Raw genomic sequence first — 23,597 nt, 5'->3', positions numbered from 1 at the left:
CGCCACGCTGGGCGACGACCCGGGGCAGGGCGGGCACGGTGCCCTCATGGAAACGATGACGTGCGGGTGCGGCGAGGAGCGGATCCCCGGGATCCTGGCGAGGGGCGTCGTGGCGCTGACGCTGACCGGTCTTGCCGCGATGGCCCTGGCGGCCTGTCTGCTCGGGGGCGTGCTGTGGGCGGTCACCCGGTGGCGCGACCGGGCGCACGCCGAGCGCGAGGAAAGCTTCTTCGACGGGTTCGGCCGTTGGGAGGAGGAACAGGCGGAGCCGCCGCCCCGTGGGGGCGGCGGCTCGTAGTCACCCTGGTCCCGGCCGTCAGACCGCGCTCACCGCTGCCAGCCGGTGGACGTCCTTCGCGGTGCCCGTCACCCCGGAGAGGAACCCCTGCGCCCGGGGCGAGGCGTGCTCCGTCAGCCAGGCCGGGTCGATGTCGCAGACCGCGACCCGGACGTCGGTGCCGGACAGGGCCAGCGGCAGGGTGTGGACGACCGTGGACGGGAAGCTGAGGACGGTCCGGCCGATGGGGCCGCGCCGGGCGATCAGCTCCAGCGGGAGGTCCGGGCGGACCACCTCGAGGCCCGTCTCGACGGCCAGCCGGTGGAGTTTCTCCGTGCTCTCCCGGCGGTGGGCGAAGTAGCGGGTCGCGCCGTGGGCCTCGGCCAGCGTGCGGACCGCCGCCAGATAGCGGTCGACGTCCACCACGCCGGTCTCCACCAGCGAGGTGCCGACCATGTCCGCGGTCTTCGTCACCCGCGGCGGACCGAAGCGGTCGCGGGTCCAGGCGAAGGCGTTGGACGTGATCGTGACGCCGTCGGGGGCGTCCTCGATGGGCATGGAGGAGAAGACCTCGACCCCGCGGTCCGCGCTGGGCGTCAGACGGCGGCGGGCCGCGCCGGACACCGGGGCGAAGAGCACGTCACGGGGGCCGGTGCGGCCGCCCTTGCGGTGCCAGCGCACGAGTCGTTCACCGCGGGCCAGCTGGCCCACGAACTCCATCGTCGCCGTCCCGTCGTCCACCACGACCAGCTCGCTCGCCCTGGTGATGGTCAGCAGCAGCTGGACGTATCGGGAGAACGGGTCCCCCATCACCATCCGTTCCGCGCGCCGCAGCAGCGGGGTGAGGCCGCCGATCGTGCGGAACGGCGCCGTGGTGCCGCCGCGGGCCTCCTCCCAGCGGACCGTGTGCCCTTCCCGGCGGGCCAGCTCGGCCATGCGGCGCAGCTGGCCGCGGGTCATCGGGTCGGTCGGGGACAGGACGACGAGGGTGAACCCCGCGCCGGGCTCCTCCCGCGGGTGGAGTTCCCGCGCGTGCGCCCACTCCAGGACGTTCAGGAGCTGCACCGGACTCTCGACGAAGGCGAGGGTGTGGGGGGTGTGGCCGGAGTTCTTCCCGGCGCGAGGACTCATCGTCGGACGACCATCCCGTAAGGCACTCGGAGGGGTATTCAGGTCACACCGCGACCGGTTCGCCCGCCGCCGCCGCGATCTCCGCCGCCGCGACGACGCCCGACACGCGGCGCAGCTTCTTCATGGGGCCGAGCTCGGAGTCGTAGACCTTCTTGACGCCGTCGCCGAGGGAGGCCTCGATGGTGCGGATGTCGCGGACCAGGCGGGTGAGGCCGCCGGGCTCGACGGAGGCGGCCTGGTCGGAACCCCACATCGCGCGGTCGAGGGTGATGTGACGCTCGACGAAGGCCGCGCCGAGGGCCACCGCGGCGAGGGTGGTCTGCAGGCCGGTCTCGTGGCCGGAGTAGCCGATCGGGACGTTCGGGTACTCCTTCTCCAGCGTGTTGATCACGCGGAGGTTGAGCTCCTCGGCCTTCGCCGGGTAGGTCGAGGTGGCGTGGCACATGAGGATGTTGTCGCTGCCGAGGACCTCGACGGCGTGGCGGATCTGCCGCGGCGTCGACATGCCGGTGGAGAGGATGACGGCGCGGTTGGTGGAGCGCAGGGCGCGCAGCAGCTCGTCGTCCGTGAGCGAGGCGGAGGCCACCTTGTGCGCGGGGACGTCGAACTTCTCCAGGAAGGCGACCGCCTCGGTGTCCCACGGGGACGCGAACCAGGCGATGCCCTTCTCCTTGCAGTACGCGTCGATCTGCCGGTACTCGTCCTCGCCGAACTCGACGCGGTGGCGGTAGTCGATGTAGGTCATCCGGCCCCAGGGGGTGTCGCGCTCGATGTCCCACTGGTCGCGCGGGGTGCAGATCTCGGGGGTGCGCTTCTGGAACTTCACGGCGTCGCAGCCGGCCTCGGCGGCCACGTCGATCAGCTTGAAGGCGTTGTCCAGGTCGCCGTTGTGGTTGATGCCGATCTCGCCGCAGATGTAGACGGGCCTGCCGGGACCGACCTCGCGGGAACCGAAGGAGCGCAGACGGGAGTTGGTGCTCATGGTGGAGATGTCCTTACCTGGTGAGGGTGTCGAGAGAGGGTCCGAGGATCCAGCCGGCGATCTCCCGGATCGCGCCGTCGCCACCGGGCAGGGTGGTGACCGCGCGTGCGGCGCCGCGTACGACGTCGTGGGCGCTCGCGACCGCCACCGGCCAGCCGACGAGGGCGAAGCAGGGGAGGTCGTTGACGTCGTTGCCGACGTAGAGCACGCGCTCCGGCGCGATGCCCTGTTCCTCGCACCACTGCTTGAGCGCGAGGTCCTTGCGGTCGATGCCGTGCAGGACCGGGAGCCGGAGCTTCCGGGCCCGGGCGGCGACGACCGGGTTCTGTTCGGTCGAGAGGATCAGCATCCGCAGGCCCGACCTGCGCAGGGCGGCGATGCCGAGGCCGTCGCCGCGGTGCACGGAGACGAGCTCCCGTCCGTCGGAGTCGATCAGCACCCGGTCGTCGGTCTGGGTGCCGTCGAAGTCGAGGACCACCGCGTCGATGTCGGCGGCGGTCGGGAGGGACCCGGGCCGGTCCGTGTCGAAGAGGGGCGCCAGCGCCCTTGCCCGGGACAGGTCGTGCGGGTCGTCGATCTCCAGGACCCGGGCGGGGTCGGTGCGGACGAGTTCCGTGCGGCCGAAGAAGCGGTGGCCGTGGGCACGGAAGCCGCCGGTCTCCATGGCGTAGGCGGCGCCGGTCTCCAGGAGGTCCTGGGGGCGGTCCTGGCGGCGGGGGCGGAAGGTCTTGTCGTGGTTGACGCCGAAGCCGCCGGCCGGGCCGGGACCCCCGTCGCCGTCCCCTGCCCCTGCCCCTGCTCCGGCCCCGTCGCCGGCTCCGTCCCCTGCCCCTGCTCCGTCGCCGTCGCCGTCGCGCCAGACGAAGCCGTGGAACGGGGCCACCGTCACCGCGGTGTCGGCGCCCTGCTCGACGACGGCCGCGGCGACGCCGTCGATGTCGTCGCGGACGAGGAAGGGGCTGGTGCACTGCACGAGCAGGACGGCGTCGACCGGCGAGCCGTGCAGCGCCTCGTGGGCGTCCAGGGCGTGCAGGACGGCCGCCTCGGAGGTCGCGGTGTCGCCGGCGATGGCGGCCGGCCGGAGCACGACCTCCGCGCCCGCCTCCCGCGCCGCCGCCGCGATGGCGTGGTCGTCGGTGGAGACGACGACGTCCGTCACGAGGCGGGTCGCCCGGCACTCGCGGACCGCCCGGGTGACGAGCGGTACGCCGCCCACCGGTGCGAGGTTCTTCGCGGGCACGCCCTTGGAGCCGCCGCGCGCGGGGATCACCGCGAGCACACGGCGCACCCCGGCTGGTGAGTCGGACATGGGTTTCTCTCCTTGACGGGTCACAGCTCTCCCATCCGCCGGATGACCGGGGCCACCCGCTGCACGCCGTGCCGGTAGGCGCCGCGCGCCGCCCGGCGCACGATCTGCCGGACCGGGCCCGGCTCCCTGTCGGTGGCCGGCGCGCCGGGCAGCGGGCTGCCGTCGGGGCCGAGGTGGTGGCGGGCGAGGATGCCGGGCAGATAGCCGGGCGCGGTGGCGGGCGTGTAGTACGGGGTGAGGGGCGGCAGGCCGCCCGGGTCGCCGAGCAGCGAGCCGACCCGCTCACGCGCCGCGTCGAAGGCCGCCGTGTACGAGCCTCCCCCGGAGGGGGAACCCCCGACGGCGACGCCCTGGCGGGCCACCCACTCCTCGTCCGGGGCGGGCCGGTGCCCGGCGTCGAGCTGGTCCCAGGAGGCGAGGCAGCCGGAGCCGACGAAGTGGTGGTTGCCGAGCGCCTCGCGCACTCCGAGGTCGGTGAGGACGACCGTGGGGACCCGACGGTGCAGGGACTCCAGGGCGGCCGTCGAACTGACCGTGACCATGAGGTCGGTGCGGTCGAGGACCTCGCCCATGTTCCCGTACACCAGGCGGAAGTTGGGCGGCGGATCGAGCTTCTGCGCCAGCTTCTGGTAGGGCAGTTCCTCGATGTGGGTGGTGTGCTCGCCCGGCTTGGAGCGGAGCTTCAGCAGCACCTCCCGCTCCGGATGCAGCCGCGCGTGCCGCACCAGCCGGTCGAGCAGGTACGCGCGGTCCCTGCGGTTCTCCGGCACGGAGGGCTGCGCGGCGAACACGACGGTGTAGGGGTCGTGTTCACCCGTGTACGGGGCACCGCCCAGGAACGGCAGGGCCACTTCGGTCACCGACGAGGCGTCGGCGCCCACGCCCTCGTACACGGCGCGGAAACGCTCCGCGTCCTGGCGGGAGTTGGCGAGGACGAGGTCGGCGCCGTGCCGCAGCAGCAGGCCGTCGGCGAGCTTCTCGTAGACGACGCCGACATAGCCGGTGACGACGACGGGGCGTTCGGCCCGGCCCTCCCAGATCCGCTTCAGGCCGTGCAGGATCGCCTGGACGCCACCGCCGACCAGAGCCAGGACGAGGACGTCGTACGGCGTCCGCGTCATGGCGCGCAGGAACTCGAGCGCGGTGACCTCGGTCAGCGAGTCGGCGTGCACGCCGACCTCGGCCAGTTGGCGGGGGGTGGGGGTGGCCCGGCCTCGCAGCAGGAATCCGTCCAGGACGGGGGCGACTTGCGCCCCGCTCCCGGATCCGGCTTCCATGGAGGGCGCGATCCGCGTCGCGGTCAGCGCACCCCATTTCCATCGGGTGTCGGAGTCCGCGAGGACGGCGATCCGTGGGGGGTTGGCAGTACTTGATGGCACAGCCAAGACGCTAGAAAGCAAAACCGAGGCTTGGCCCAATCACCCCTCAACAAAAAGTTAACAGCGGACCACCGAAAGCCGAACTGGCCCGCGAATTGCGTGAAAGCGCAGGGGGTGCACCATTCCGACACATCGAGTTCACCCTCCGTATCCACACCGGCAAGTTCTGCCGCCGGGGACCCTTCTAAGGTTTCGCAGGTGCCCAAGCTTTCCGTGATCGTGCCGTTCTACAACGTTCAGCAATACGCGCCCGACACCCTTACGAGCCTGCGTTCGAACGCACGCGAGGACTTCGAGTTCATTCTGGTCGACGACTGCTCGACCGACGCGACCTCGGACATCCTCAGGCGTGCGGAGCGAGAACTGCCGGGCGCGGTGTTGGTCAGACACGAAAAGAACGGAGGACTGGCAACCGCGAGAAACACCGGCATCGACAAGGCGCGCGGCGATTATCTGACTTTCCTCGACGGCGACGACTGGCTGGCGCCCGGATACTTCCCTCGGCTCCTCGCCTCCATAGAGGAACTCGGCTGCGACTTCGTCCGCACCGACCACGTGCAGTGCACCGCGCGGGCCCGCAGCATCCACCGCGTGCCGCACGGCCGGCGCGGGACGGTGATGAACCCGCGGGAGGCGATCCTGCCCGCCGACCGGTCCACTTCGGTGGACTACGCCTACGCCTGGGCCGGTGTCTACCACCGCCGTCTCGTCGACCGCGGACTGCTGCACTTCACCGACGGCCTGCGGACGGCCGAGGACCGGCCCTGGATCTGGAAGCTCCACCGGGAGGCGGACACCTTCGCCGTGGTGGGGCTGCTGGGCGTCTACTACCGGCGCGGGGTGGCCTCTTCCCTCACCCAGATCGGCGACGTACGGCAGCTGGACTTCATCCGCGCCTTCGACCAGGTGCTCGAAGAGACGGCGCGGGACCCCGAGGGCGCGAAGCTGCTGCCCAAGGCGGTGCGCACCTACTGCGCGATCATGACGCATCACCTCGGCTCGATCGAAAGGTTCGAACCCGCAGTGGCACGGAAACTGCGCTCCCTGTGCGCCGCCGCCCTCAAGCGCATGCCGCAGGACGTCCTCGCGGAGGTCATGGACTCGATGGACGTCCAGCGGGCGAGTGCGCTGCGGCGGGTACGGCGCAGGCCGGTGGCCGCACGGACGGTGGCCGTCTGATGCCTCGCACGACCCGGATCTTCTGCGTCTCGACCCTGTACGGCGCCGCGACCCTGGCCGCGGCCCTCGACGCCGGGCTCTTCGCACCGACCGACCGCCGGCTGCTGCTCGTCACCAACAACGCGGTCAACCCGGAGATCACACCGTCCGTCGACGGCATGCCGGGCTTCGCCCGGATCCGTGAGCGCTTCGACGAGGTGCTGTCCTGGAACGAGACCATCGCCCCCTTCCACCCCGGCGGCTGGGGCCCTCGCGCGGACGACATCCCGATGTGGGAGCGGTACGCACGGCTGCTGTGGGAGCTCGGTGACGACGAGGTCCATCTGGCGGTGGAGTCCATCCAGGTGAACCCGGCGCTGGCGCTGTGCCAGTTGTTCACCGGAGCGCCCGTCGACGCCTACGCCGACGGCCTGATGAGCTACGGCCCCACCCGCGACAAGATCGACCCGCTGGTCGGCACCCGGGTCGGCCGGCTCCTGCACCTCGATCTGGTGCCGGGCCTCACCCCGCTGCTGCTCACCGAGTTCGGCGTGCCGCCGGTGCTGGTGCCGTCCGAGGCGTTCCTGAAGGTGCTGGGCGAACTCGCCGAGGACGAGACCGGGTTGCCCGTCACCGAGGAGCAACCGGCGCTGCTGCTGGGGCAGTACCTGTCGGCGCTGGGCATCATCGGCGATGCCGAGGAGGAGGAACTCCATCGGGGCATGGTGCGCGGCGCCGTGGCGCTCGGACACCGCAGGCTCGTCTTCAAGCCGCACCCCGTGGCGCCCGCCCGCTGGTCCCGGCTGCTGGAGGAGGAGGCGGGGAAGCTGGGCGCCGAACTCGTGCTCCTCGACCGGCCCGTCCTCGCGGAGGTGGCCTACCAGCGGCTGCGGCCCGCCCTCGTCGTCGGCTGCTTCTCCACCGCGCTGCTCACCGCCGCCGGTCTGTACGGCCTCCCGGTCGCCCGGGTCGGCACCGACACCGTGCTGGCCAGGCTCGCGCCGTACCAGAACAGCAACCGGGTGCCGCTCACCATCGTCGACCTGCTGCTGCCGGACCTGGCGGACAGGCGGGCGGTGGAGGGGTGGGCCATGCCGTCGGCGGAACGGGTGGACGAACTGGCCGCGCTCCTCAAGGCCGTCGGCTTCGCGATGCAGCCCAGGATCTACCCGGGGCTGCTGGGCGAGGCGGAGCGCTACCTCTCCACCCACCTCGACCCGCACACCTGGCGCTACTTCAAGCGCCGGCGCCTGGCGGCGCTGGCCCTCCCCGGCGCCGTCCCGAACCAGCTCGCCTTCATCCCGCGCAACGCGACCGTCCGCCGCCTGGCGCGCCGGGCGCGGGCCCTGAAGCGGGTGACCGGCAAGGGGTGACGGCCGTCACCCACCGGCGTGCCGGTCGCCCACCGGTGTCGCGGTGGCCCTCCGGCGTGGCGGTCGCCCACCGGTGTGCCGGTCGCCCACCGGTGTGGCGGTGGCCCGGCGGCCGGAAACGAGACATACCGGGACAGCTGTTCATCCGATCGTCATTCTTCCGCCGCCGGTGGGTCAGCCGTCACTCATCCCCGACTTGTCGGAGATGCATAGCGTTCCGTCGTCGAGACAACGGCCTTGACCGTCACACACGACCGAACACATCTCCCGACTCCCACGGAAGGTCCCAGGATGAGCGCGGCTGACCAGGCGGCGGCACCGGCCCCGGCACAGGCACCAGCACCGGCACCGGCACTCCGGCTTAACCGTCTCGTCCCCGACCGGGCTCCGGTCCGGCCCCGGGCGGAGAGCCGGCTGCGCGCCCTGGACGGGCTGCGCCTGCTGGCGGCCCTGATGGTCTGCTTCTACCACTACGCCGGCAAGAACGGCGAGGTCGCGCAGTCCTGGAACCAGTCCCCCGGCCAGAAGTTCCCGACACTCTCGCAGTTCGCCACCTACGGCAGCCTGGGCGTGCAGTTCTTCTTCCTGATCAGCGGGTTCGTGATCTGCATGAGCAGCTGGGGCCGGACCACGGGGGACTTCTTCCGGTCCCGGGTGGCCCGGCTGTACCCGGCGTACTGGGCGGCGATCGTCCTGGTCACCGCCGCGGGCCTGATCCTGCCGGTGGTGGCCGCGCCGCTGCGCTCGGACGAGATCCTCACCAACCTCACCATGCTCCAGCAGCCGATGGGCGTGCCCCGGGTGCTGGGCGTGGACTGGACGCTCTGGGTGGAGGTGCGCTTCTACGCCCTGTTCGCGCTGTTCGTGGTCTGGCGGGGCGTCACCTACCGCAGGGTGGTGATGTTCTGCTGCCTGTGGACGCTGGCCGGCGTCTTCGCCCGGGTCGCCGACAACCCGCTGACCGACGAGCTGGTGATGCGCGACCACGCCCCGTACTTCATCGGCGGTCTGGCCTTCTACCTGATCCACCGCTTCGGCAACGACCTGCTGCTGTGGGGCATCGTCGGCTTCAGCTTCCTGCTCGGCCAGCGCTACTCGGTCACGGCCCTGTGGCACCCCGGCCCGCAGGGTCAGTTCCACCGCAGCCCGTACGTCATCCAGCTGATCGTCCTCGTCGCCTTCGTCGCCGTCGCCGCGGTGGCCCTGGGCTGGACGAGCCGGGCCAACTGGCGCTGGCTGACGGTGGCCGGGGCGCTGACGTACCCCTTCTACCTGATCCACGAGCACCTGGGCTGGTTCTTCATCCGGGTGCTGTACCGCGAGTTCGGCCTGAACGCGTGGCTGACGTTCGGCACGACGGTGCTGTCGATGCTCGGGATCGCCTGGCTTCTCCACCGGTTCGTGGAGAAGCCGATCGGGCCGCGGCTGAAGCGGGCTCTCGCCGCGCGGCGGACGTGAACGGTTCGGCTCGTGCCGCGATACCCCGTCAGCCGTACAGCCGCCTGCCGGCTTCCGCCTGACTTCTGCCGCCTGCCGACTGACTTCTGACTTCTGACTTCTGCCGTCTGCCGTCTGCCGTCTGCCGTCTGCCGTCTGCCGTCTGCCGTACCGTCGTGGCTGATCGCGCAGTTCCCCGCGCCCCCGAGGGGCGCGGGCCTCACGCCCGCAGTCGGCGCACCGCCCGGCGGACCGCCGGGTGGCGGCGCAGGGCCTCGGCCCGGATCGGGCCGCCGCCGGGGAGGCGCAGGCTCGTGAGGCGGCGGCGCTTGAAGTAGCGCTGGTACGGGGACCCTTCGGCGAGATGCGTGGAGAGCCAGGCCACCGCCTCGGCGCGCAGGCCGTGGTACTTGCGGGACTGCATGCAGTACCCCACGGCCCGGATCAGGGGCGTCAGCTCCTCGGCCGCTCCCGCGAGTTCGAGGGGGGCGCCGAGCTCGGCGTGCTCCGCGTCGGGCAGCGCCACGTCGATGATGGTGAGCGGGACGCGGTTGCTGTTCTCGTACGGTGTGATGCGCTCCAGGAGCAGCTCCGTGCCGACCCGGGCGACGGGGATGCCGTAGAAGGCGGCGGCGGTCATCAGGGCCGTCGAGAAGCAGCCGATGACGAGCTTCGGCTCGAGGTGGGCGAAGACCGTCTCGGCGAGGATCGGTTCGTTCAGCACGGTGAGCCGGACGCCGAGTTCCCCGGCGGCCGCCTCCAGGGACTCGCTGTAGACGGCGGGCGCGCTCGGGTGCGGCTTGAACAGCACGTCGTGGTGACCCGCGCGGGCGGCGGCGCGCAGCATGCGCACATGCAGCCGCTCCTCCTCGTCCTGGCTGATCAGGTCGATCGCGGAGAGGTACTGGCCGAGGAGTACGGCGGTGGCGGGGTGGTCGGCCGGGAGCCGCTCGGCGAGCAGGCCGGCGCCGGCCTCTCCGAGCTGCGCGAGGACGTCGACCATCGCCTCGCCCGGGACGGCCTCGGGCCGGACGCCGTACTCGGACAGGAGCATCGGCCGCAGACCGGGCACCAGGTCGAGGTGGAGCACTCGTGTGATGCGGCTGCTCATGCCGTGCGGGATGCGGTTGCGGGTGGGGCCGTAGCTCATCAGGCCGTCCGCGTACACGTGGATCGGGCTGTCCGCGAAGATGTCGGCGATGGCGCGGGAGGGGTTGGCCTGGATGGACTCACAGGCGATCTCGACCGGTTCGTCGCCCAGGTCCCAGGCGAGGCGTACGGCCTTCTCCCACAGACGGGTGTCCTGGGCGCGCGGCGACCAGCCGGCCGGGTGGTGCGGGGAGATGAACTCGTTCCAGGAGTACACCTGGTCGAACTCGGGGCGCAGTTTCTCGAAGCCGGGCATCCGGTCCAGCGGGGTGCCGACCTCCGGCGCGGCGGCGGTGTTGCTGACGACGAGCACGCGGCGGACGCCCTCGCGCGGGCCGAACCGGCCGGCGCGGATCGCGGCGGTGACGGTCGCGGCCGCGTACTGGGTGGCCGAGCAGAATATCTGGATCATGCCGCCACGCCCTTCATCCCGCCGCGCACCCGGCGCAGCACCTGTACGCGTTCCTCGCCCATCCCCACCACGGCCTCGCTCAGTTCCTCCTCGGTCATCGCGCCCAGCGCCTCGGCGGCCAGCCGCTTCAGCTTCGCGGCCACTCTGCGTTCGAACCGGCGCCGGTCGAGCAGCTGGTGGGCGATGACGACGCAGAAGTTGCGCAGCGCCTTCGCGCGCAGCCGGTCCGCCTCGGGGTCGTCGGCGAGCTCGGCGAGGACGAGGTCGAAGGAGCGGAAGAAGTCCAGCTGGCGCACGTCGCCGATCTGGGTAAGCGAACTGGCGATGCCCCGGCGGTAGAAGACCCCGTGCAGGCTGGCCACGACGTAGGACTCCGCCCTGCGGTGCAGGTCCCAGATCCACGGCCGGTCCTCGGCGGTGCGCAGCCCGTCGTGGAAGCGGAGCAGGCCCCGGTCGAGGAGGCGGCGGTGGTAGAGGCCGGCCCAGGCGTACGGGTAGTCGACCATCGTGGTGTCGTCGACGGGGAGGATCGAGGTGCGCGGGTCGAGGGGGGTGTGGCGGCGGCCCTCGGGCGCTCGGTGGACGGCCCGCTCGAGACCGGTGACCTGTACGTGGTCGGTGCGTACGAAGTCGACGTCGAACCGCTCGGCCACGTCCACGAGTCGGGCCAGATAGCCCGGCGCCAGCCAGTCGTCGCCGTCGAGGAAGGTGAGGTAGCGGCCCTCCGCGACGTCGATACCCGTGTTGCGCGCGGTCGCCAGTCCGCCGTTCCGTTCGTGCCGGATCACCCGGCTGTTCCCGAGCCGCTCCGTCAGCGCGAGGAGCGCCTCGTAGGTCCTGTCCTTGGTGGATCTGTCCTCGACGAAGATGAACTCGAAGTCGTCCCGGGCATTGTTGACCAGACTGGTCACGGTCTCGGGCAGATACGACTCGATGTTGTAGCAGGGGACGACGACGGACAGGGTCGGTGTGTTGGCCACGTGTGCGCACCTGAATTCTCAGCGGAAAGTCAAGTGATCCTAAGAAAGTAGGATCAGCCTTCGCATGTCCCGTCGCCGACACCCAGGTGAATTCGGCGTGACATCCGGATCGGGTCGGGAAATGGCAGATGAAGAACGGGTGAGCCGCCCCCTCCCCCTTTTCATCACCCCGTATTCTCGCCGAATTCGATGCTACGTTCGCGCACGTGACCGACATATCCACCTCACCTCCGCCCGCCGCGCAGCGCGGGCGGAGCCCGCACGGACCGGCTTCGCGTCGGCTGCGCCTCACCTCTCCCGCGGGGTGGACCACCGCCATCACCACCGCCGCGCTGCTGATCTGGACGACCCTCACCGCCGGTGTATTTCTCGATATCCGCTATGTACTCGCCGCCCTGCGGACGACGGGGGCGAGCGGGCTGTCCCCCTCGGAGATATTCGCCCACCGGCCCTTCTTCTACCGCTGGTCGCTCCACGGTCTGGACTCCGTCACCGGCGGACCGAACGCGGTGCGCGAGGCCCTGCTGCGGCTCATCGGCATCGCCCTGTGCGGGACCGCCGGTCTGCTGCTGCACCGGGCCCTGCGCCGCCGTATGCCCGAGCGGGACGCGCTGCTCGTCTCGGGTCTGACCGCCCTCTCGCTGGCCTTCGCGCCCGTCATCGACTACCTGCAGCCGGAGTGGTTCGCGATCGTTCTCGCGACGGTCTCCGTCGCCGCCGCGCTCGGCGTCCGCGGCCGCCCGCAGGCCGCCGCGCTCGCCGCGCTGCCGCTCGGTCTCGCCGTGCTGATGAAGTACTCCACCGCGGGCACCGCCGCGATGGCGCTCCTCGTGGTCTTCGCCGTGGACCGGGTACGGGGCCTGCTGCTCGCCGCCGCGACCGCCGTCGGCACCGGTCTGCTGTTCGCGCTCAGCGCCTGGTCGGGCTCGCGCGAACTCCAGTGGCTGCGCGACATGCCGTACATCAACGCGCACGCGCTGGGCAACGAGCCGATCGTCGTCCCGGACCTGCTGCTGCGCACCGCCGACTACCTGGGCGACCGGATCGCGGTGACGCCGGTGCTCGCGCTGCTGCCCGGCGCGCTGCTGCTGTTCGCCGCCACCCTCCCGTCACGCAGACAGCGCGCCGAGGCCGTGGTCGTCACGCTGCTGCTCCTCGTCGTCGGTCTGGCCGTCGTGGTCTACCAGGGCAACTGGTTCGCCTACCACGGCGAGAGCCTGCCGGTGGTGGCCGCGGCCCTGACCGCGCTCGCGATCGGCCGCTGGTACGGCGCCCACGGCCGGCCTCCGCTGTGCCTCACCGTGCTCGCCCTCCTGTACGGGGCGCTGGCCCCGCTGCTCACCCTCGTCCGTACGGACGTCGACGCGGCGGTCGTCGCGTGGCTCGCCTCGGCCGTGGCCCTGCTCGCCGGCGTGGTGGATCTGCTGTGGGTGCGGGCACCGCGTCCGCGCGCCCTCCGCGTCCCGGTCGCCCTGCCGGTCCTCGCGCTCGTGGTGTGCCTGGCCGCGACCGTGTGGCCGCTGTCCGGGGTCCGGGTGATCGAGGGGCGGATCGTCACGACCAACGCCGAGCTCAAGGCGCAGGCCCGGTCGGCGGAGGCGGCCGCCGGGCAGGTGGACGCGGAGCTCCCGGACGGCGTGCCCGTGCTGTACCTGACCTTCGGTCAGCAGGCCTACTACATCGGGCATCCCACCGCCTGCCGGTATCCCTTCCCCACGTTCTTCAACGTGCCCAAGCAGCTCACCGAGGTGCCCTCGCTCGAGTCGACCCGGGAGAACGTGCGCTGCATCACGCAGGAACACCCGGCCGCCTACGCCGTCTACCAGCCCAGCTGGCTGTCGCTGGGCGTGATCGACCCGCGGATCGCCGCCGACATCCGCAGGGCGTACCGGTGCCCCGAGCCGGTGAACCAGCAGCTCGTGGTGTGCACCGCGCGCCGCTGAGGCACGCGCGGCTCGTACGAGGGCCCCGGCGGTGGACTCTCCGCCGGGGCCGCTTCCGCGCAGTTCGTTCCCGCGGGCCCGCTCCTCAGGGGGCCCGCGGGGCAGGTCAGGCGACGCCCGCGATGCGCGCCGCCCTGTGGCCCAGCTCGACCGAGTAGCTCTGCCCCCGGTCCTGCGGGTAGATCTGCGCCATCGTCGCGAGCGTCACCCCGCTGAGATGGGTCTCGTGGCCGGGGATCAGCGCCTTGTACTCGGGCGTGACCACGGGCTGGGCGAAGGGCGCCCGCGAGAAGTGCCAGTCCTGGATCCAGGAGCGGTCGAACGCGGGGTTCACCCGCCGGAGCCACGGCAGGAACCGCTCCAGCAGCTCGGCCGGATCGGTGGTGAAGCGCCAGTCGTCCCGCTCGACGTAGTTGCCCACGTAGAGGATGTGACGGCCGCCGTACCGGGCCGGGTCGATCATCTGCGTGTGCTCGACGACCGCCAGGAAGGGGAACTCGGGCTCGTTGATGTTGAGCCAGTAGTACGGGATGGCGCTGCGGTCCAGCTCCAGGACGAAGCAGGTGGCGCCCAGGTACTGGTTGCGCCAGACCGCGTCGTCGGCCGGCGCGTCGGCCGCCTTGGCGAAGGCGGGCTGCGGCGTGGTGACGATCAGATGGTCGAAGGCGTACGAGGCGCCGTCGGCGGTGCGCACGGTGACCTGTCCGTCGCCGCCGTCCTGACGGATCGTCTCCATCCGCTTGCCGAACTCGACCTTGCCGCCGCGCTCGGCGATCCGGTCGGCGAGTGTCGCGTACACCCGCTCGAACCCGCCGTCCAGGTAGCCGAGTTCGAAGGTGCGGCAGTGGACCCGCGCCCACAGCCAGGCCATGGACACCTGGTCGGCGCGGTCGCCGAACTTCCCGCGCAGCAGCGGCTCCCAGACGGCCTCGGTGGCGCGCCGCCCGGCCCATCTGCGCAGCCAGCTCAGGGCGGTGCGGTCGGTGAACCGCTCCCCGTCGCGCACGACCTTCAGCCACGCCGAGGACAGACCGAAGCGGATGCCGGCGGGCAGGCCGTACAGCGGGGAGGTCAGCATCTCCAGGGGGGTGCTGAAGGGGTGTGTCCGCCCGCCCCGGAACACACCGGTGGTGGTCTTGTGGAAGCGCAGGTCGCCGCCCAGGCCCAGCTCCTCGATGAGCTCGATCATCCGGCGGTCGCTGCGGAAGATGTGGTGGTAGTAGCGCTCCAGCGGCACTCCCCCGACGGGGATCGACGCGGCGAGTCCGCCGAGTTCGTCGGCGGCCTCCAGGACGGTGACCGCGTGGCCCTGCTTGACCGCGTCGTACGCGGCGGTGAGGCCGGTCGCTCCCGCGCCGATAACGCCGAGGTTCATGCGAAACTCCACTTTCTGTTGAGCGCGAACTGGAACACCAGCACCAGCGGCAGCGAGCCGGCCTTCACCAGGTTCGGATCGACGCCGAGTCCCCGGGAGAACACCGCGAGCAGCACGAACGTCAGGGCGATACCGGTCAGGCCGACGGCGTAGAAGCGCAGGTAGCGCAGCAGCAGCCGGTCGCGCTTGCCGAAGGTGAACAGGGCGTTCAGGACGAAGTTGTTGGTGATGCCGAGGCTGGTGGAGAGCACGTTGGCCACCTGCTCGTGCAGGCCGGCCACGTTGTAGAGCAGCAGGAACGCGCCCAGGTCGAGGAGGACGCCGCTGCCGCCGACCAACGCGTAGGTGATCAGCTGCCGGAGGTCACGGGTACGGGGGCGGGCGCCGGTGCCCTGCGGGGTGTCGCCGGCCGCCGGGGCTTCGGCGTCCGTACGGGTGCCGGCCCGCACCATGTCCTCAGTCGCCATGGCCGGTGCCGTCACCGGCGGCCTCCGAGTCGTGCGAGATGACCTGCCGCACGGTGTACAGGGGCCGGCCCTGCACCTCGTTGTAGGTGCGTCCGACATAGCTGCCCAGTACGCCGAGCGACAGCATCTGCACACCGCCCATGAACAGCACGACGACCATCAGCATCGTCCAGCCGGAGACCGTGATCTCGGGCCGCAGCACCTTCATGGCGAGCGCGTAGCAGATGCCGGCCAGGGACAGCGCGAGCACCGCGAAGCCCAGCTTGGTGATCATCCGCAGGGGGGCGGTGGAGAACCCGGTCAGGCCGTCGACGGCGAGGCGCGCCATCTTGCGCAGCGGGTACTTGGTCTCGCCGGCGAACCGCTCGTCGCGGTCGAAGTACACCTCGCTCTGCCGGAAGCCCATCGAGGCGACCATGCCGCGCACGAACCGGCTGCGCTCCCTGAAGCGGCGCAGCTCGTCGGCGGCGCGTCGGTCCATGAGCCGGAAGTCGCCGGTGTCCAGCGGGATGTCCACATCGGTGGAGGACCGCAGCAGCCGGTAGTAGGCGTGTGCGGTGGCCCGCTTGAAGAGCGTGTCCTGACGGCTGCGCCGACGGGCGTGCACGATCTCCGCGCCGTCCCGCCAGGCGTCGATCAGCAGGAGGCTGACCTTCGGCGGGTCCTGGAGGTCGGTGTCCATGACGATCACGGCGTCGCCGCGTGCCTCGTCGATACCGGCCGTGATGGCCATCTGGTGGCCGAAGTTGCGTGCGAAGTCGACGACCCGGACGCGCCGGTCGTTCTTCGCGATGTCTTCCAGGATGAGCGACGTGCCGTCGGCGGAGCCGTCGTCGACGTACACCAACTCATAGGTGTACTGCGGACGTTCGCGCAGTGCCGCCACGAGCTCCTCGTGGAAGTGGCGGATCCCGTCCTGTTCGTCGAAGACGGGCAGTACATAAGAGACGAGTGCGGCGCCACCCCGCTGACGGGGCACGCGGGACTCCTGCACCCGGCTGGATATGTCAGGCATTCGGTGAAGCTATGGGCGGGATGTGAACGCGACAGGAACGCGCGATGAGTGGTGCAATGCGGTGAATCGACAGACGGCTCCGGCCCGCCACGCCCGGGCCGTCCGTCGGTCCCGGCCTACCGCACGCCGTACCGCGCGGCGATCCCGGCCACGATGATCTCCAGACCTTCCCCGAACTGCCGGTCGTAGTCCTCGAACATCTCCGCGCCCGCCTCGGCCGACAGCGGGAACTCGGCGAGCAGCCGGGCGCGTTCCGCCACGTCGAACCCCTCGCGCCGCTCGTCCGGCCGCGGGTACACGCCCTGTTCCTCGGTGACGAACCCGATGGTGTACGCGAACGCGGTCGACGTGGCGCGTACGGCGTCGGCGAGGGGGAAGCCGGCGGCGGTGAACAGGCGCAGGTTCTGCTCCAGCTGGACGGCGTGGTCGGTGCCGGTGAAGCGGGAGCCGCTGAAGACCCGCGCGCCGTCGCGGTAGGCGAGCAGCGCCGCGCGCAGCCCGTGGTTGGCCTTGCGCGTCCGGTCCTGCCAGGTGTCGGCGGGGTCGAATGCCGTGTCCGCGACCATCCGCCGGAACATCTCGGTCGCCATCTCGTCCAGCAGGGCCTGTTTGTCCTTGAAGTGCCAGTACAGGGCGGGCGCCTTGACGTCCAGTTCCCGGGCGATGGCACGCAGGGTCAGCCCGTCGAGACCCGCCTCGTCGAGCAGCCTGAGGGCGGTGTCCGCGACCCGCTTGCGGTCGAGGGGGGCGCGTCGTTCGGTACTCACACTTGACAGCTTAACGCCGTTAAGGCCATTCTCGTAGCCGACGGCACTTAACAGCGTTAAGGAGAGTTGCATGGATATCGACGTGGACGTCCTGATCGTCGGCGCGGGCCCCACCGGCCTCGCCCTCGGCATCGACCTGGCCCGGCGCGGAGTGAGCGCGCTGGTCGTGGAACGCGGCGAGACGCTCGCCCCCGGCTCCCGCGGCAAGGGCCTCCAGCCGCGCACGATGGAGGTCTACGAGGATCTCGGCGTCCTCGACGAGATCCTCGCCGCCGGTGGCGCGTACCCGGTGGGCATGGTCTGGACGGACGGCGAGCAGGCCGGCGAGCACGCGATGTTCGACCCGATGGAGGACGGCGAGGAGGGCTGCCGCTTCACCACCCCCTGGATGGTCCCGCAGTGGCGCAACCAGGAGATCCTGCTGGCACGGCTGACGGAGCTCGGCGGGGCCGTGGCCTTCGGCCGTGAGGTGGTACGGCTGGAGCAGGACACCGAGGGCGTGACGGCGCACTTCGCCGCCGGCGAGCCGGTCCGCGCCCGGTACGCCGTCGCGGCGGACGGCGGCCGCTCGGCGGTGCGCCGCGCGCTGGGCATCGAGATGCGGGGCGAGACACTCGACCCGGACGCGGCCCTGGTGGCGGACGTGCGGATCCCCGACCTGGACCGGGCGTGGTGGCACCTCTTCCCGCCGAGCGGGCCGGAGACGGGCTTCCTGGCGCTGTGCCCGCTGGCCGGGACGGACCAGTTCCAGCTGGTGGCGCGGCTCCCCGGGGGGACGGCTCCGGATCTCTCCCTGGAGGGCGTACGCAAGCTGGTCTCGGAGCGCACCCACCTCGCGCCCGGCGCGGTGACGGAGCTCTTCTGGGCGTCCGACTTCCGCCCGCGCGCCGCTCTGGCCGACCGCTTCCGCGAGGGACGGATCTTCCTGGCCGGCGACGCGGCGCACGTGCACTCCCCGGCCGGCGGCCAGGGCCTGAACACCAGCGTCCAGGACGCGTACAACCTGGGCTGGAAGCTGGGCGCGGTCCTGGGCGGGCGGGCGCCGGAAGCCCTGCTGGACACCTACGAGGAGGAGCGCCGCCCCGTCGCCGAGCACGTACTCGGCCTCTCCACCGCGATCCACCGCGACGAGGCGAAGCGGGGTGCCGCGACCCGGCAGCTCGGCCTGAACTACCGGCACTCGTCACTCAGCGAGGAGACCCGGGAGAACCCCGGTCCGCTGTCCGCCGGCGACCGCGTCCCGGACCTGACGGTCGACGGCGTCCGACTCTTCGACCGGCTCAGCGGCCCGGACTGGACCCTGCTGACCCTGGATTCCGGTGTGTTCCTGGTCCGTCCCGACGGCCATGTGGGCTGGGCGGGCGCCACGGAGGACGGACTCGGCGCCTACCGCGCACGGGTCGGCCTCGGCTAGGGCCCGCCCGGTGGATCGGGGCCGGGGGAATCGCCTCGCTCAGAACGCGTCCGACGGCACGTACGTCCCCCACACCGCCCGGAGGGCGTTGCACACCTCGCCCACCGTCGCCCGGGCCCGCAGCGCGTCCTTCATCGGGTACAGGACGTTGTCCTCGCCCTCGGCCGCCTTCTTCAGGGCGTCCAGCGCGGCGTCCACCGCCGCCTGGTCGCGCCCCGCCCGCAGCCGCGCGAGGCGGTCGGCCTGCTGGGCCTCGATGGCCGGGTCGACACGGAGCGGCTCGTAGGGCTCCTCCGTGTCGAGCTGGTAGCGGTTGACGCCGACCACGACCCGCTCGCCCGAGTCGGTCTCCTGGGCGATCCGGTACGCGCTGCGCTCGATCTCGCTCTTCTGGAAGCCGTGCTCGATGGCCGACACCGCGCCGCCGAGGTCCTCGACCTTCCGCATGAGCTCGACGGCCGCCGCCTCGACGTCGTCGGTCATCCTCTCGACGACGTAGGAGCCCGCGAAGGGGTCGACGGTCGCGGTCACGTCGGTCTCGTAGGCCAGCACCTGCTGGGTGCGCAGGGCGAGGCGCGCGCTCTTGTCCGTGGGGAGCGCGATCGCCTCGTCGAAGGAGTTCGTGTGCAGGGACTGGGTGCCGCCGAGGACCGCGGCCAGGCCCTGGACGGCGACCCGGACCAGGTTCACCTCCGGCTGCTGGGCCGTCAGCTGGACGCCGGCCGTCTGCGTGTGGAAGCGGAGCATCAGCGACTTGGGGTTCTCCGCGCCGAACTCCTCCCGCATCACCCGCGCCCAGATCCGGCGCGCGGCGCGGAACTTCGCGACCTCTTCGAGGATCGTCGTACGGGCCACGAAGAAGAAGGACAGGCGGGGCGCGAAGTCGTCCACGTCCATGCCGGCCGCGACGGCCGTACGGACGTACTCGATGCCGTCCGCCAGGGTGAAGGCGATCTCCTGCGCAGGCGACGCGCCCGCCTCCGCCATGTGGTAACCGGAGATCGAGATCGTGTTCCACTTCGGGATCTCGGCCCTGCAGTACTTGAAGATGTCGGCGATCAGCCGGAGCGAGGGCTTCGGCGGGAAGATGTACGTGCCCCGCGCGATGTACTCCTTCAGCACGTCGTTCTGGATCGTGCCCGTGAGCCGGTCGGCCGGGACGCCCTGCTCCTCGCCGACCAGCTGGTACATGAGCAGCAGCAGGGCCGCCGGGGCGTTGATCGTCATCGACGTCGACACCTTGTCCAGGGGGATCCCGCCGAACAGCACCCGCATGTCCTCGACCGAGTCGATGGCCACGCCCACCTTGCCGACCTCGCCGCTCGCGAGCGGGGCGTCCGAGTCGTGGCCCATCTGGGTGGGCAGGTCGAAGGCGACCGACAGGCCCGTCGTGCCGTTGGCGATCAGCTGCTGGTAGCGGGCGTTGGACTCCACCGCCGTGCCGAAGCCCGCGTACTGGCGCATGGTCCAGGGGCGGCCGGTGTACATCGACGGGTAGACGCCCCGGGTGAAGGGGTACGCGCCCGGCTCGCCCAGCTGCCCGGCCGGGTCCCAGCCCGCCAGGTCCTGCGGCCCGTACACCGGCTCGATGGGCAGTCCGGACTCCGACTCACGCGCCATGGGTGTGATGCCTCCCGCTGAGCAATACCGCTGCTTCGACCACTCGGGTCGCCGGCCGGCCGCCCGCCGACCGCCTGCCGGTTACCCGCCAGTACGGTCCGACCGTCCGACGGACTGTATCGGCACGCGTGCGCCCTGTGCAGAGGACCACGCCGGGACCTTCCTCACAGGACGGTTCGCGGTGCCGGTCCCCACAATGCCGGTCCGTTCGCGAGGCGTCATCCGGGGGGAACATCCCAGGCATGCGGATGCGGAGATCGATCGCCGTCCTGGCCGGCACGGCGGCCCTGATGACGGTGTGCGGCTGTAGCGGGCGGACCCCGGACGCGGACGGACCGGCACGCTCACCCGCCGAGGCCGGCCGGACGGCCCCGGCGTCGGCCCCGGCCCGGACCAGCACCGACGACAGGCCGAGCGCCCCGGTCACCAGTGCTCCGGCCACCCGTGCCCCGGCCACCAGTGCTCCGCCTCCCGCCGTCCTGTGGTCGCGCGGCGACGAGGGACGCGACGTCCGCGAGCTCCAGGCCCGGCTGCGCCAGGTCGCCTGGCTCTTCGAGGGACCCACGGGAACATACGGCGAAGAAACCGAGCGGGCCGTGAAGGGCTTCCAGGGCAGGCGCGGGCTGCCGGCGACCGGGAGGACGGACACCGTCACCTGGCGGCGGCTGCTGGGGATGACGCACGAACCCGGGAAGCGGGAGCTGTATCCGGCGGCCGCCCGGCCGGCCGCCGCGCCCGACCCGCGCTGCCTGTCCGGGCGGGTGCTGTGCATCGACAAGACGACCAGGACCCTGCGCTGGATGGTCGACGGCCGGACCCTGACGACGGTGTCGGTCCGCTTTGGCTCGCAGTACACGCCCACCCGGGAAGGCGTGTTCCACATCTACTGGAAGTCCCGCGACCATGTGTCCACGCTCTACCACTCACCGATGCCGTACGCGATGTTCTTCAGCGGCGGGCAGGCGGTGCACTACTCGGCCGACTTCGCCGCCCGCGGCTACGCGGGGGCCTCGCACGGGTGCGTCAACGTACGGGACGAGACGGCGATCGCGAGTCTCTTCGCGCAGGTGAGGAACGGCGACAAGGTCGTCGTGTCCTGGTGAGCGCGGTGGCGCCGGAGCAGGGTGGAGAGGAGAGAGGAGTTTGGGGCGCGAGCGGGACCGGGGGAACGTGTCCCGCCCGCGCCGAGCGCACGAGCCAGAAGTACGGGGGGAACCCCGGCTCTGTGCAAGGGCCGATGACCAGTCGGCTCACTTCTTACTGCGCTCCGGCCGCCGAAAACGTCACACCCCTCGCGAAAAAACTTCGGCGATCATCGAACCCGCAGGTCAGCGACGGTGAGAGGACGAGCTTCCGCCGGAGTGGCCGGAGCCGCCCGAGTGGCCGGAGCCGCTGCCGTCCCGGCGGTCGCCGTCGCGGTCGCCGTCGCCGTCACCGCGGCGGCCATCGCCGCGATGTCCCTCGCCACGGCCACCGTGACCACGACCCCGGTCACGGTCGCGATCACCGTCACGGCCCCCGTCGTCGTCGCCGTCGTCGTCGGAACCGCCCTTGTCGCCCGACCCGGACTTGTCGCCCGCGGCGCCTCCCCGGCCTCCGCGGTCGCTCTGGTTCTTTCCGGGGTCCCGGCCGGCCGTGCCGTACGGGGCGCGGTCGTCACCTCGGGAGTTTCCGGCGGCGGTAGCGCCGAGGACGCCCGCGCAGTACTTCGCCACGCGCGTCGGACCACCCGCGAGGTGCTCCAGGCTCCGGCGGCGCTCGGTGTCCAGGGTGCGGCCGGCGCTCAGCTCGCGGCAGGACGAGGCCACGCCCGCCGGCCAGGTGCCCTGGGGGTCCGGGGTCGCCGAAGGGGCGCCGCCCGTCTTCCCGTTCCCGGCGTCCTCGCGGCCGGTGGCGCCCGTACCGCCGTCCGGTGTCGCCGGGTCCGCGTCACCGCCCGAGGCGTCCGGCGCAGGTGAGGCGAGCGGGCTTTCGTCCGGCGCCACGGGGGCCGAGACGGATGCCACGGGCCGGGCGGGTTCGGCGCCGTCGAACGGGGTCGGCAGCACACCGGTCCCGGCCGCGATCCCGCCCACCATCCCGGCGGCCAGCGCGGCGGCCAGCCCCAGCCGTGCGGGCCGGCTCCACCGGGCCGGACGTCCGGCCTCCGGAACACGTCCGCCGATGCGCACAAGACCGGCGTCGACGGCGTACGGGACGCGGGGCCGGCCGGCGACGGCCGCCGTGGTCCCACCGTCGGGTCCGGGAGCCCCCAGGGCGGGACCGGCACGTCCCGCGAGATCGGCGCGGTCCGCGTGGGCCTTGCGGAAGGCGGCCAGGGCCGCGGCCTCACCGGGGAGTTCCTCGTCGGCGGGCAGCGGCTCGGCGGCCGGCGCGGAGAGCGCGGCGAGCGTCCGGGCAAGCCGCTCGGCCTCTTCCCCGGCCGCGGCGTCGACAGCGGGGACAGCGTTGTCCGGTGACTCACCGCGCAGCAGACGCTCCGCCGTTTCTCGGTCGAGCCACCTGTTCCGCTTGTCGGCCATCACATGTCCTTCTGCGTCCGCGCGCGCGTATGCGTCACACCAGCGGACGTCACCGCGCGCGAGCGCGGTTCTCGCTGAGGCGGCAGCGCGTCCAGCCCGGCGGCCGTCTCCGCATCCTCGCCGAGCAGTTCGGCGAGCTTCTTCAGCCCGCGGTGCGCGGCCGTACGTACGGCACCGGGCCGTTTGCCGAGCGTCTCGGCGGCGGTCTTGGCGTCCAGGCCCATGACGACCCGCAGCACGACGGCCTCGGCCTGGTCCTGCGGCAGCCGGGCTATGAGGGCCAGGGTGCGGCCGGTGGCCAGCGCCTCCATGGCCTCGCCCGCGGTGTCGGACTCGGCGGCCCGACCGGTCAGTTCGGTCTCGTCGGCGACCGTCGCCGGGCGCCGGCCGCGCATGCGTACGTGGTCCAGCGCGCGGTTGCGGGCGATCCGGGCGGCCCAGCCGCGGAAGCGGTCCGCGTCGCCGCTGAACCGCTCCAGGTCCCGGGCTATCTGGAGCCAGGCCTCGGAGGACACGTCCTCGGCGTCGAGGTCGCCCACGAGCGTGCGTACGTACCCGAGCAGCCGCGGGTGCACCGTGCGGTACACAGTCCGGAACGCGGTCTCGTCCCCGTCCTGTGCCGCGAGCACCGCGGCTGTCAGCTCCGCGTCGTCCCCCACGTCGTGGTTCCTCGGTCGATGATTCACGGTTTTCCGGACCGCAGGTCGTTGCGGTGGTCTGCCGCTTGGCCGTCCGGCGCGAAAGGCACGTTACGACCTGAAACCGCCGCACGTCCATGTCCGTAGAACATGCAACTAACTCGTGACGCGAGCGGGCGGAGTCCGGGTGTGACAGAAAACGCACTCATGGCGCTGTAGGGAGTACGGGCCGCCGCGCGGCCCGTGCCG

General features: G+C 71.9%; 20 protein-coding genes. 7 read left to right on the top strand and 13 right to left on the bottom strand.

Going from position 1 to position 23,597, the window contains the following annotated elements; genetic code table 11:
* Window positions 1–46 precede the first annotated feature (46 nt).
* Window positions 47–298 (top strand): hypothetical protein, encoded by a 252-nt coding sequence (locus ABT070_RS11845; protein WP_351758164.1) that lies wholly within the window; start codon window positions 47–49, stop codon window positions 296–298.
* An 18-nt stretch (window positions 299–316) separates the two neighbouring features.
* Here the strand turns inward: ABT070_RS11845 and ABT070_RS11840 are convergent, their stop codons facing one another.
* From ABT070_RS11840 to ABT070_RS11825, 4 genes are read right to left on the bottom strand one after another with little or no spacing between them, the layout of a single operon-like run.
* Window positions 317–1,408: a hypothetical protein gene (locus tag ABT070_RS11840; protein WP_351758161.1), complete on the bottom strand. Its 1,092-nt coding sequence runs from the start codon at window positions 1,406–1,408 to the stop codon at window positions 317–319.
* Window positions 1,409–1,451: 43 nt separating this feature from the next.
* The gene (locus ABT070_RS11835) at window positions 1,452–2,390 is read right to left on the bottom strand and encodes an N-acetylneuraminate synthase family protein (protein WP_351758158.1); all 939 of its coding nucleotides are present in this window, start codon (window positions 2,388–2,390) and stop codon (window positions 1,452–1,454) included.
* A 13-nt stretch (window positions 2,391–2,403) separates the two neighbouring features.
* Complete coding sequence (locus ABT070_RS11830; RefSeq protein WP_351758156.1) at window positions 2,404–3,699, bottom strand: cytidylyltransferase domain-containing protein; 1,296 nt, start codon at window positions 3,697–3,699, stop codon at window positions 2,404–2,406.
* A 20-nt stretch (window positions 3,700–3,719) separates the two neighbouring features.
* Window positions 3,720–5,078 (bottom strand): DUF6716 putative glycosyltransferase, encoded by a 1,359-nt coding sequence (locus tag ABT070_RS11825; RefSeq protein WP_351758154.1) that lies wholly within the window; start codon window positions 5,076–5,078, stop codon window positions 3,720–3,722.
* A 198-nt stretch (window positions 5,079–5,276) separates the two neighbouring features.
* On the opposite strand from ABT070_RS11825, the gene ABT070_RS11820 reads away from it, so the two are divergent.
* From ABT070_RS11820 to ABT070_RS11810, 3 genes are all read left to right on the top strand, one after another.
* On the top strand, window positions 5,277–6,257 hold the full coding sequence (locus ABT070_RS11820; RefSeq protein ID WP_351758153.1) for a glycosyltransferase family 2 protein: 981 nt from the start codon (window positions 5,277–5,279) through the stop codon (window positions 6,255–6,257).
* Window positions 6,257–7,609 (top strand): polysialyltransferase family glycosyltransferase, encoded by a 1,353-nt coding sequence (locus ABT070_RS11815; RefSeq protein ID WP_351758151.1) that lies wholly within the window; start codon window positions 6,257–6,259, stop codon window positions 7,607–7,609. The genes ABT070_RS11820 and ABT070_RS11815 overlap by 1 nt, the downstream gene beginning before the upstream one ends.
* A gap of 291 nt (window positions 7,610–7,900) precedes the next feature.
* On the top strand, window positions 7,901–9,067 hold the full coding sequence (locus tag ABT070_RS11810; RefSeq protein WP_351758149.1) for an acyltransferase family protein: 1,167 nt from the start codon (window positions 7,901–7,903) through the stop codon (window positions 9,065–9,067).
* A gap of 199 nt (window positions 9,068–9,266) precedes the next feature.
* Here the strand turns inward: ABT070_RS11810 and ABT070_RS11805 are convergent, their stop codons facing one another.
* Window positions 9,267–10,607: a polysialyltransferase family glycosyltransferase gene (locus tag ABT070_RS11805; protein WP_351758146.1), complete on the bottom strand. Its 1,341-nt coding sequence runs from the start codon at window positions 10,605–10,607 to the stop codon at window positions 9,267–9,269.
* Window positions 10,604–11,587 (bottom strand): glycosyltransferase family 2 protein, encoded by a 984-nt coding sequence (locus tag ABT070_RS11800; protein ID WP_351758144.1) that lies wholly within the window; start codon window positions 11,585–11,587, stop codon window positions 10,604–10,606. Before ABT070_RS11800 ends, ABT070_RS11805 begins: the two co-directional genes overlap by 4 nt.
* 206 nt (window positions 11,588–11,793) lie before the next feature.
* On the opposite strand from ABT070_RS11800, the gene ABT070_RS11795 reads away from it, so the two are divergent.
* Window positions 11,794–13,530 (top strand): hypothetical protein, encoded by a 1,737-nt coding sequence (locus tag ABT070_RS11795; protein WP_351758142.1) that lies wholly within the window; start codon window positions 11,794–11,796, stop codon window positions 13,528–13,530.
* Between the two features lie 106 nt (window positions 13,531–13,636).
* On the opposite strand, the gene ABT070_RS11790 is transcribed toward ABT070_RS11795, so the two are convergent.
* The 4 genes from ABT070_RS11790 to ABT070_RS11775 all read right to left on the bottom strand — a co-directional run bounded on the left by ABT070_RS11790 (window position 13,637) and on the right by ABT070_RS11775 (window position 17,154).
* Window positions 13,637–14,905, bottom strand: coding sequence for an NAD(P)/FAD-dependent oxidoreductase (locus ABT070_RS11790; protein ID WP_351758139.1), 1,269 nt, complete (start codon window positions 14,903–14,905; stop codon window positions 13,637–13,639).
* Window positions 14,902–15,372, bottom strand: coding sequence for a GtrA family protein (locus ABT070_RS11785; protein WP_351758136.1), 471 nt, complete (start codon window positions 15,370–15,372; stop codon window positions 14,902–14,904). The genes ABT070_RS11790 and ABT070_RS11785 overlap by 4 nt, the downstream gene beginning before the upstream one ends.
* Entirely contained in the window at window positions 15,362–16,387 is a 1,026-nt protein-coding gene (locus ABT070_RS11780; protein ID WP_351758133.1) for a glycosyltransferase family 2 protein, read from the bottom strand. Before ABT070_RS11780 ends, ABT070_RS11785 begins: the two co-directional genes overlap by 11 nt.
* Window positions 16,388–16,503: 116 nt before the next feature.
* Window positions 16,504–17,154: a TetR/AcrR family transcriptional regulator C-terminal domain-containing protein gene (locus ABT070_RS11775; protein WP_351758131.1), complete on the bottom strand. Its 651-nt coding sequence runs from the start codon at window positions 17,152–17,154 to the stop codon at window positions 16,504–16,506.
* A 76-nt stretch (window positions 17,155–17,230) separates the two neighbouring features.
* On the opposite strand from ABT070_RS11775, the gene ABT070_RS11770 reads away from it, so the two are divergent.
* Window positions 17,231–18,568 carry an FAD-dependent monooxygenase gene (locus ABT070_RS11770; RefSeq protein WP_351758552.1) on the top strand — a complete coding sequence of 446 codons (1,338 nt, stop codon included), beginning with the start codon at window positions 17,231–17,233 and terminating at the stop codon, window positions 18,566–18,568.
* 39 nt (window positions 18,569–18,607) lie between these two features.
* Here the strand turns inward: ABT070_RS11770 and ABT070_RS11765 are convergent, their stop codons facing one another.
* Window positions 18,608–20,188, bottom strand: a complete 1,581-nt coding sequence (locus tag ABT070_RS11765; protein ID WP_351758128.1) for an acyl-CoA mutase large subunit family protein — start codon at window positions 20,186–20,188, stop codon at window positions 18,608–18,610.
* A gap of 242 nt (window positions 20,189–20,430) precedes the next feature.
* Between ABT070_RS11765 and ABT070_RS11760 the strand changes: the two genes are divergently transcribed.
* The gene (locus tag ABT070_RS11760) at window positions 20,431–21,291 is read left to right on the top strand and encodes a L,D-transpeptidase family protein (protein ID WP_351758126.1); all 861 of its coding nucleotides are present in this window, start codon (window positions 20,431–20,433) and stop codon (window positions 21,289–21,291) included.
* A gap of 225 nt (window positions 21,292–21,516) precedes the next feature.
* Here the strand turns inward: ABT070_RS11760 and ABT070_RS11755 are convergent, their stop codons facing one another.
* Window positions 21,517–22,710: a hypothetical protein gene (locus ABT070_RS11755; RefSeq protein WP_351758123.1), complete on the bottom strand. Its 1,194-nt coding sequence runs from the start codon at window positions 22,708–22,710 to the stop codon at window positions 21,517–21,519.
* Entirely contained in the window at window positions 22,710–23,369 is a 660-nt protein-coding gene (locus tag ABT070_RS11750) for an RNA polymerase sigma factor (RefSeq protein WP_351758121.1), read from the bottom strand. The genes ABT070_RS11755 and ABT070_RS11750 overlap by 1 nt, the downstream gene beginning before the upstream one ends.
* Window positions 23,370–23,597: the final 228 nt, after the last annotated feature.

Origin of the sequence: Streptomyces sp. NPDC002884 (assembly GCF_040295245.1) — a bacterium.
Classification (GTDB): Bacteria; Actinomycetota; Actinomycetes; order Streptomycetales; family Streptomycetaceae; genus Streptomyces.
The sequence above is the reverse complement of the archived record's forward strand: the minus strand, read 5'-3'. Positions and strand labels throughout refer to the sequence as shown.

Excerpts from the sequence above, each read along its gene's own strand:
- ABT070_RS11845 (WP_351758164.1), top strand. The coding sequence starts at position 47 with ATGGAAACGATGACGTGCGGGTGCGGCGAGGAGCGGATCCCCGGGATC.
- ABT070_RS11840 (WP_351758161.1), bottom strand. The coding sequence starts at position 1,408 with ATGAGTCCTCGCGCCGGGAAGAACTCCGGCCACACCCCCCACACCCTC.
- ABT070_RS11835 (WP_351758158.1), bottom strand. The coding sequence starts at position 2,390 with ATGAGCACCAACTCCCGTCTGCGCTCCTTCGGTTCCCGCGAGGTCGGT.
- ABT070_RS11830 (WP_351758156.1), bottom strand. The coding sequence starts at position 3,699 with ATGTCCGACTCACCAGCCGGGGTGCGCCGTGTGCTCGCGGTGATCCCC.
- ABT070_RS11815 (WP_351758151.1), top strand. The coding sequence starts at position 6,257 with ATGCCTCGCACGACCCGGATCTTCTGCGTCTCGACCCTGTACGGCGCC.
- ABT070_RS11810 (WP_351758149.1), top strand. The coding sequence starts at position 7,901 with ATGAGCGCGGCTGACCAGGCGGCGGCACCGGCCCCGGCACAGGCACCA.
- ABT070_RS11805 (WP_351758146.1), bottom strand. The coding sequence starts at position 10,607 with ATGATCCAGATATTCTGCTCGGCCACCCAGTACGCGGCCGCGACCGTC.
- ABT070_RS11790 (WP_351758139.1), bottom strand. The coding sequence starts at position 14,905 with ATGAACCTCGGCGTTATCGGCGCGGGAGCGACCGGCCTCACCGCCGCG.
- ABT070_RS11785 (WP_351758136.1), bottom strand. The coding sequence starts at position 15,372 with ATGGCGACTGAGGACATGGTGCGGGCCGGCACCCGTACGGACGCCGAA.
- ABT070_RS11780 (WP_351758133.1), bottom strand. The coding sequence starts at position 16,387 with ATGCCTGACATATCCAGCCGGGTGCAGGAGTCCCGCGTGCCCCGTCAG.
- ABT070_RS11765 (WP_351758128.1), bottom strand. The coding sequence starts at position 20,188 with ATGGCGCGTGAGTCGGAGTCCGGACTGCCCATCGAGCCGGTGTACGGG.
- ABT070_RS11760 (WP_351758126.1), top strand. The coding sequence starts at position 20,431 with ATGCGGATGCGGAGATCGATCGCCGTCCTGGCCGGCACGGCGGCCCTG.
- ABT070_RS11755 (WP_351758123.1), bottom strand. The coding sequence starts at position 22,710 with ATGGCCGACAAGCGGAACAGGTGGCTCGACCGAGAAACGGCGGAGCGT.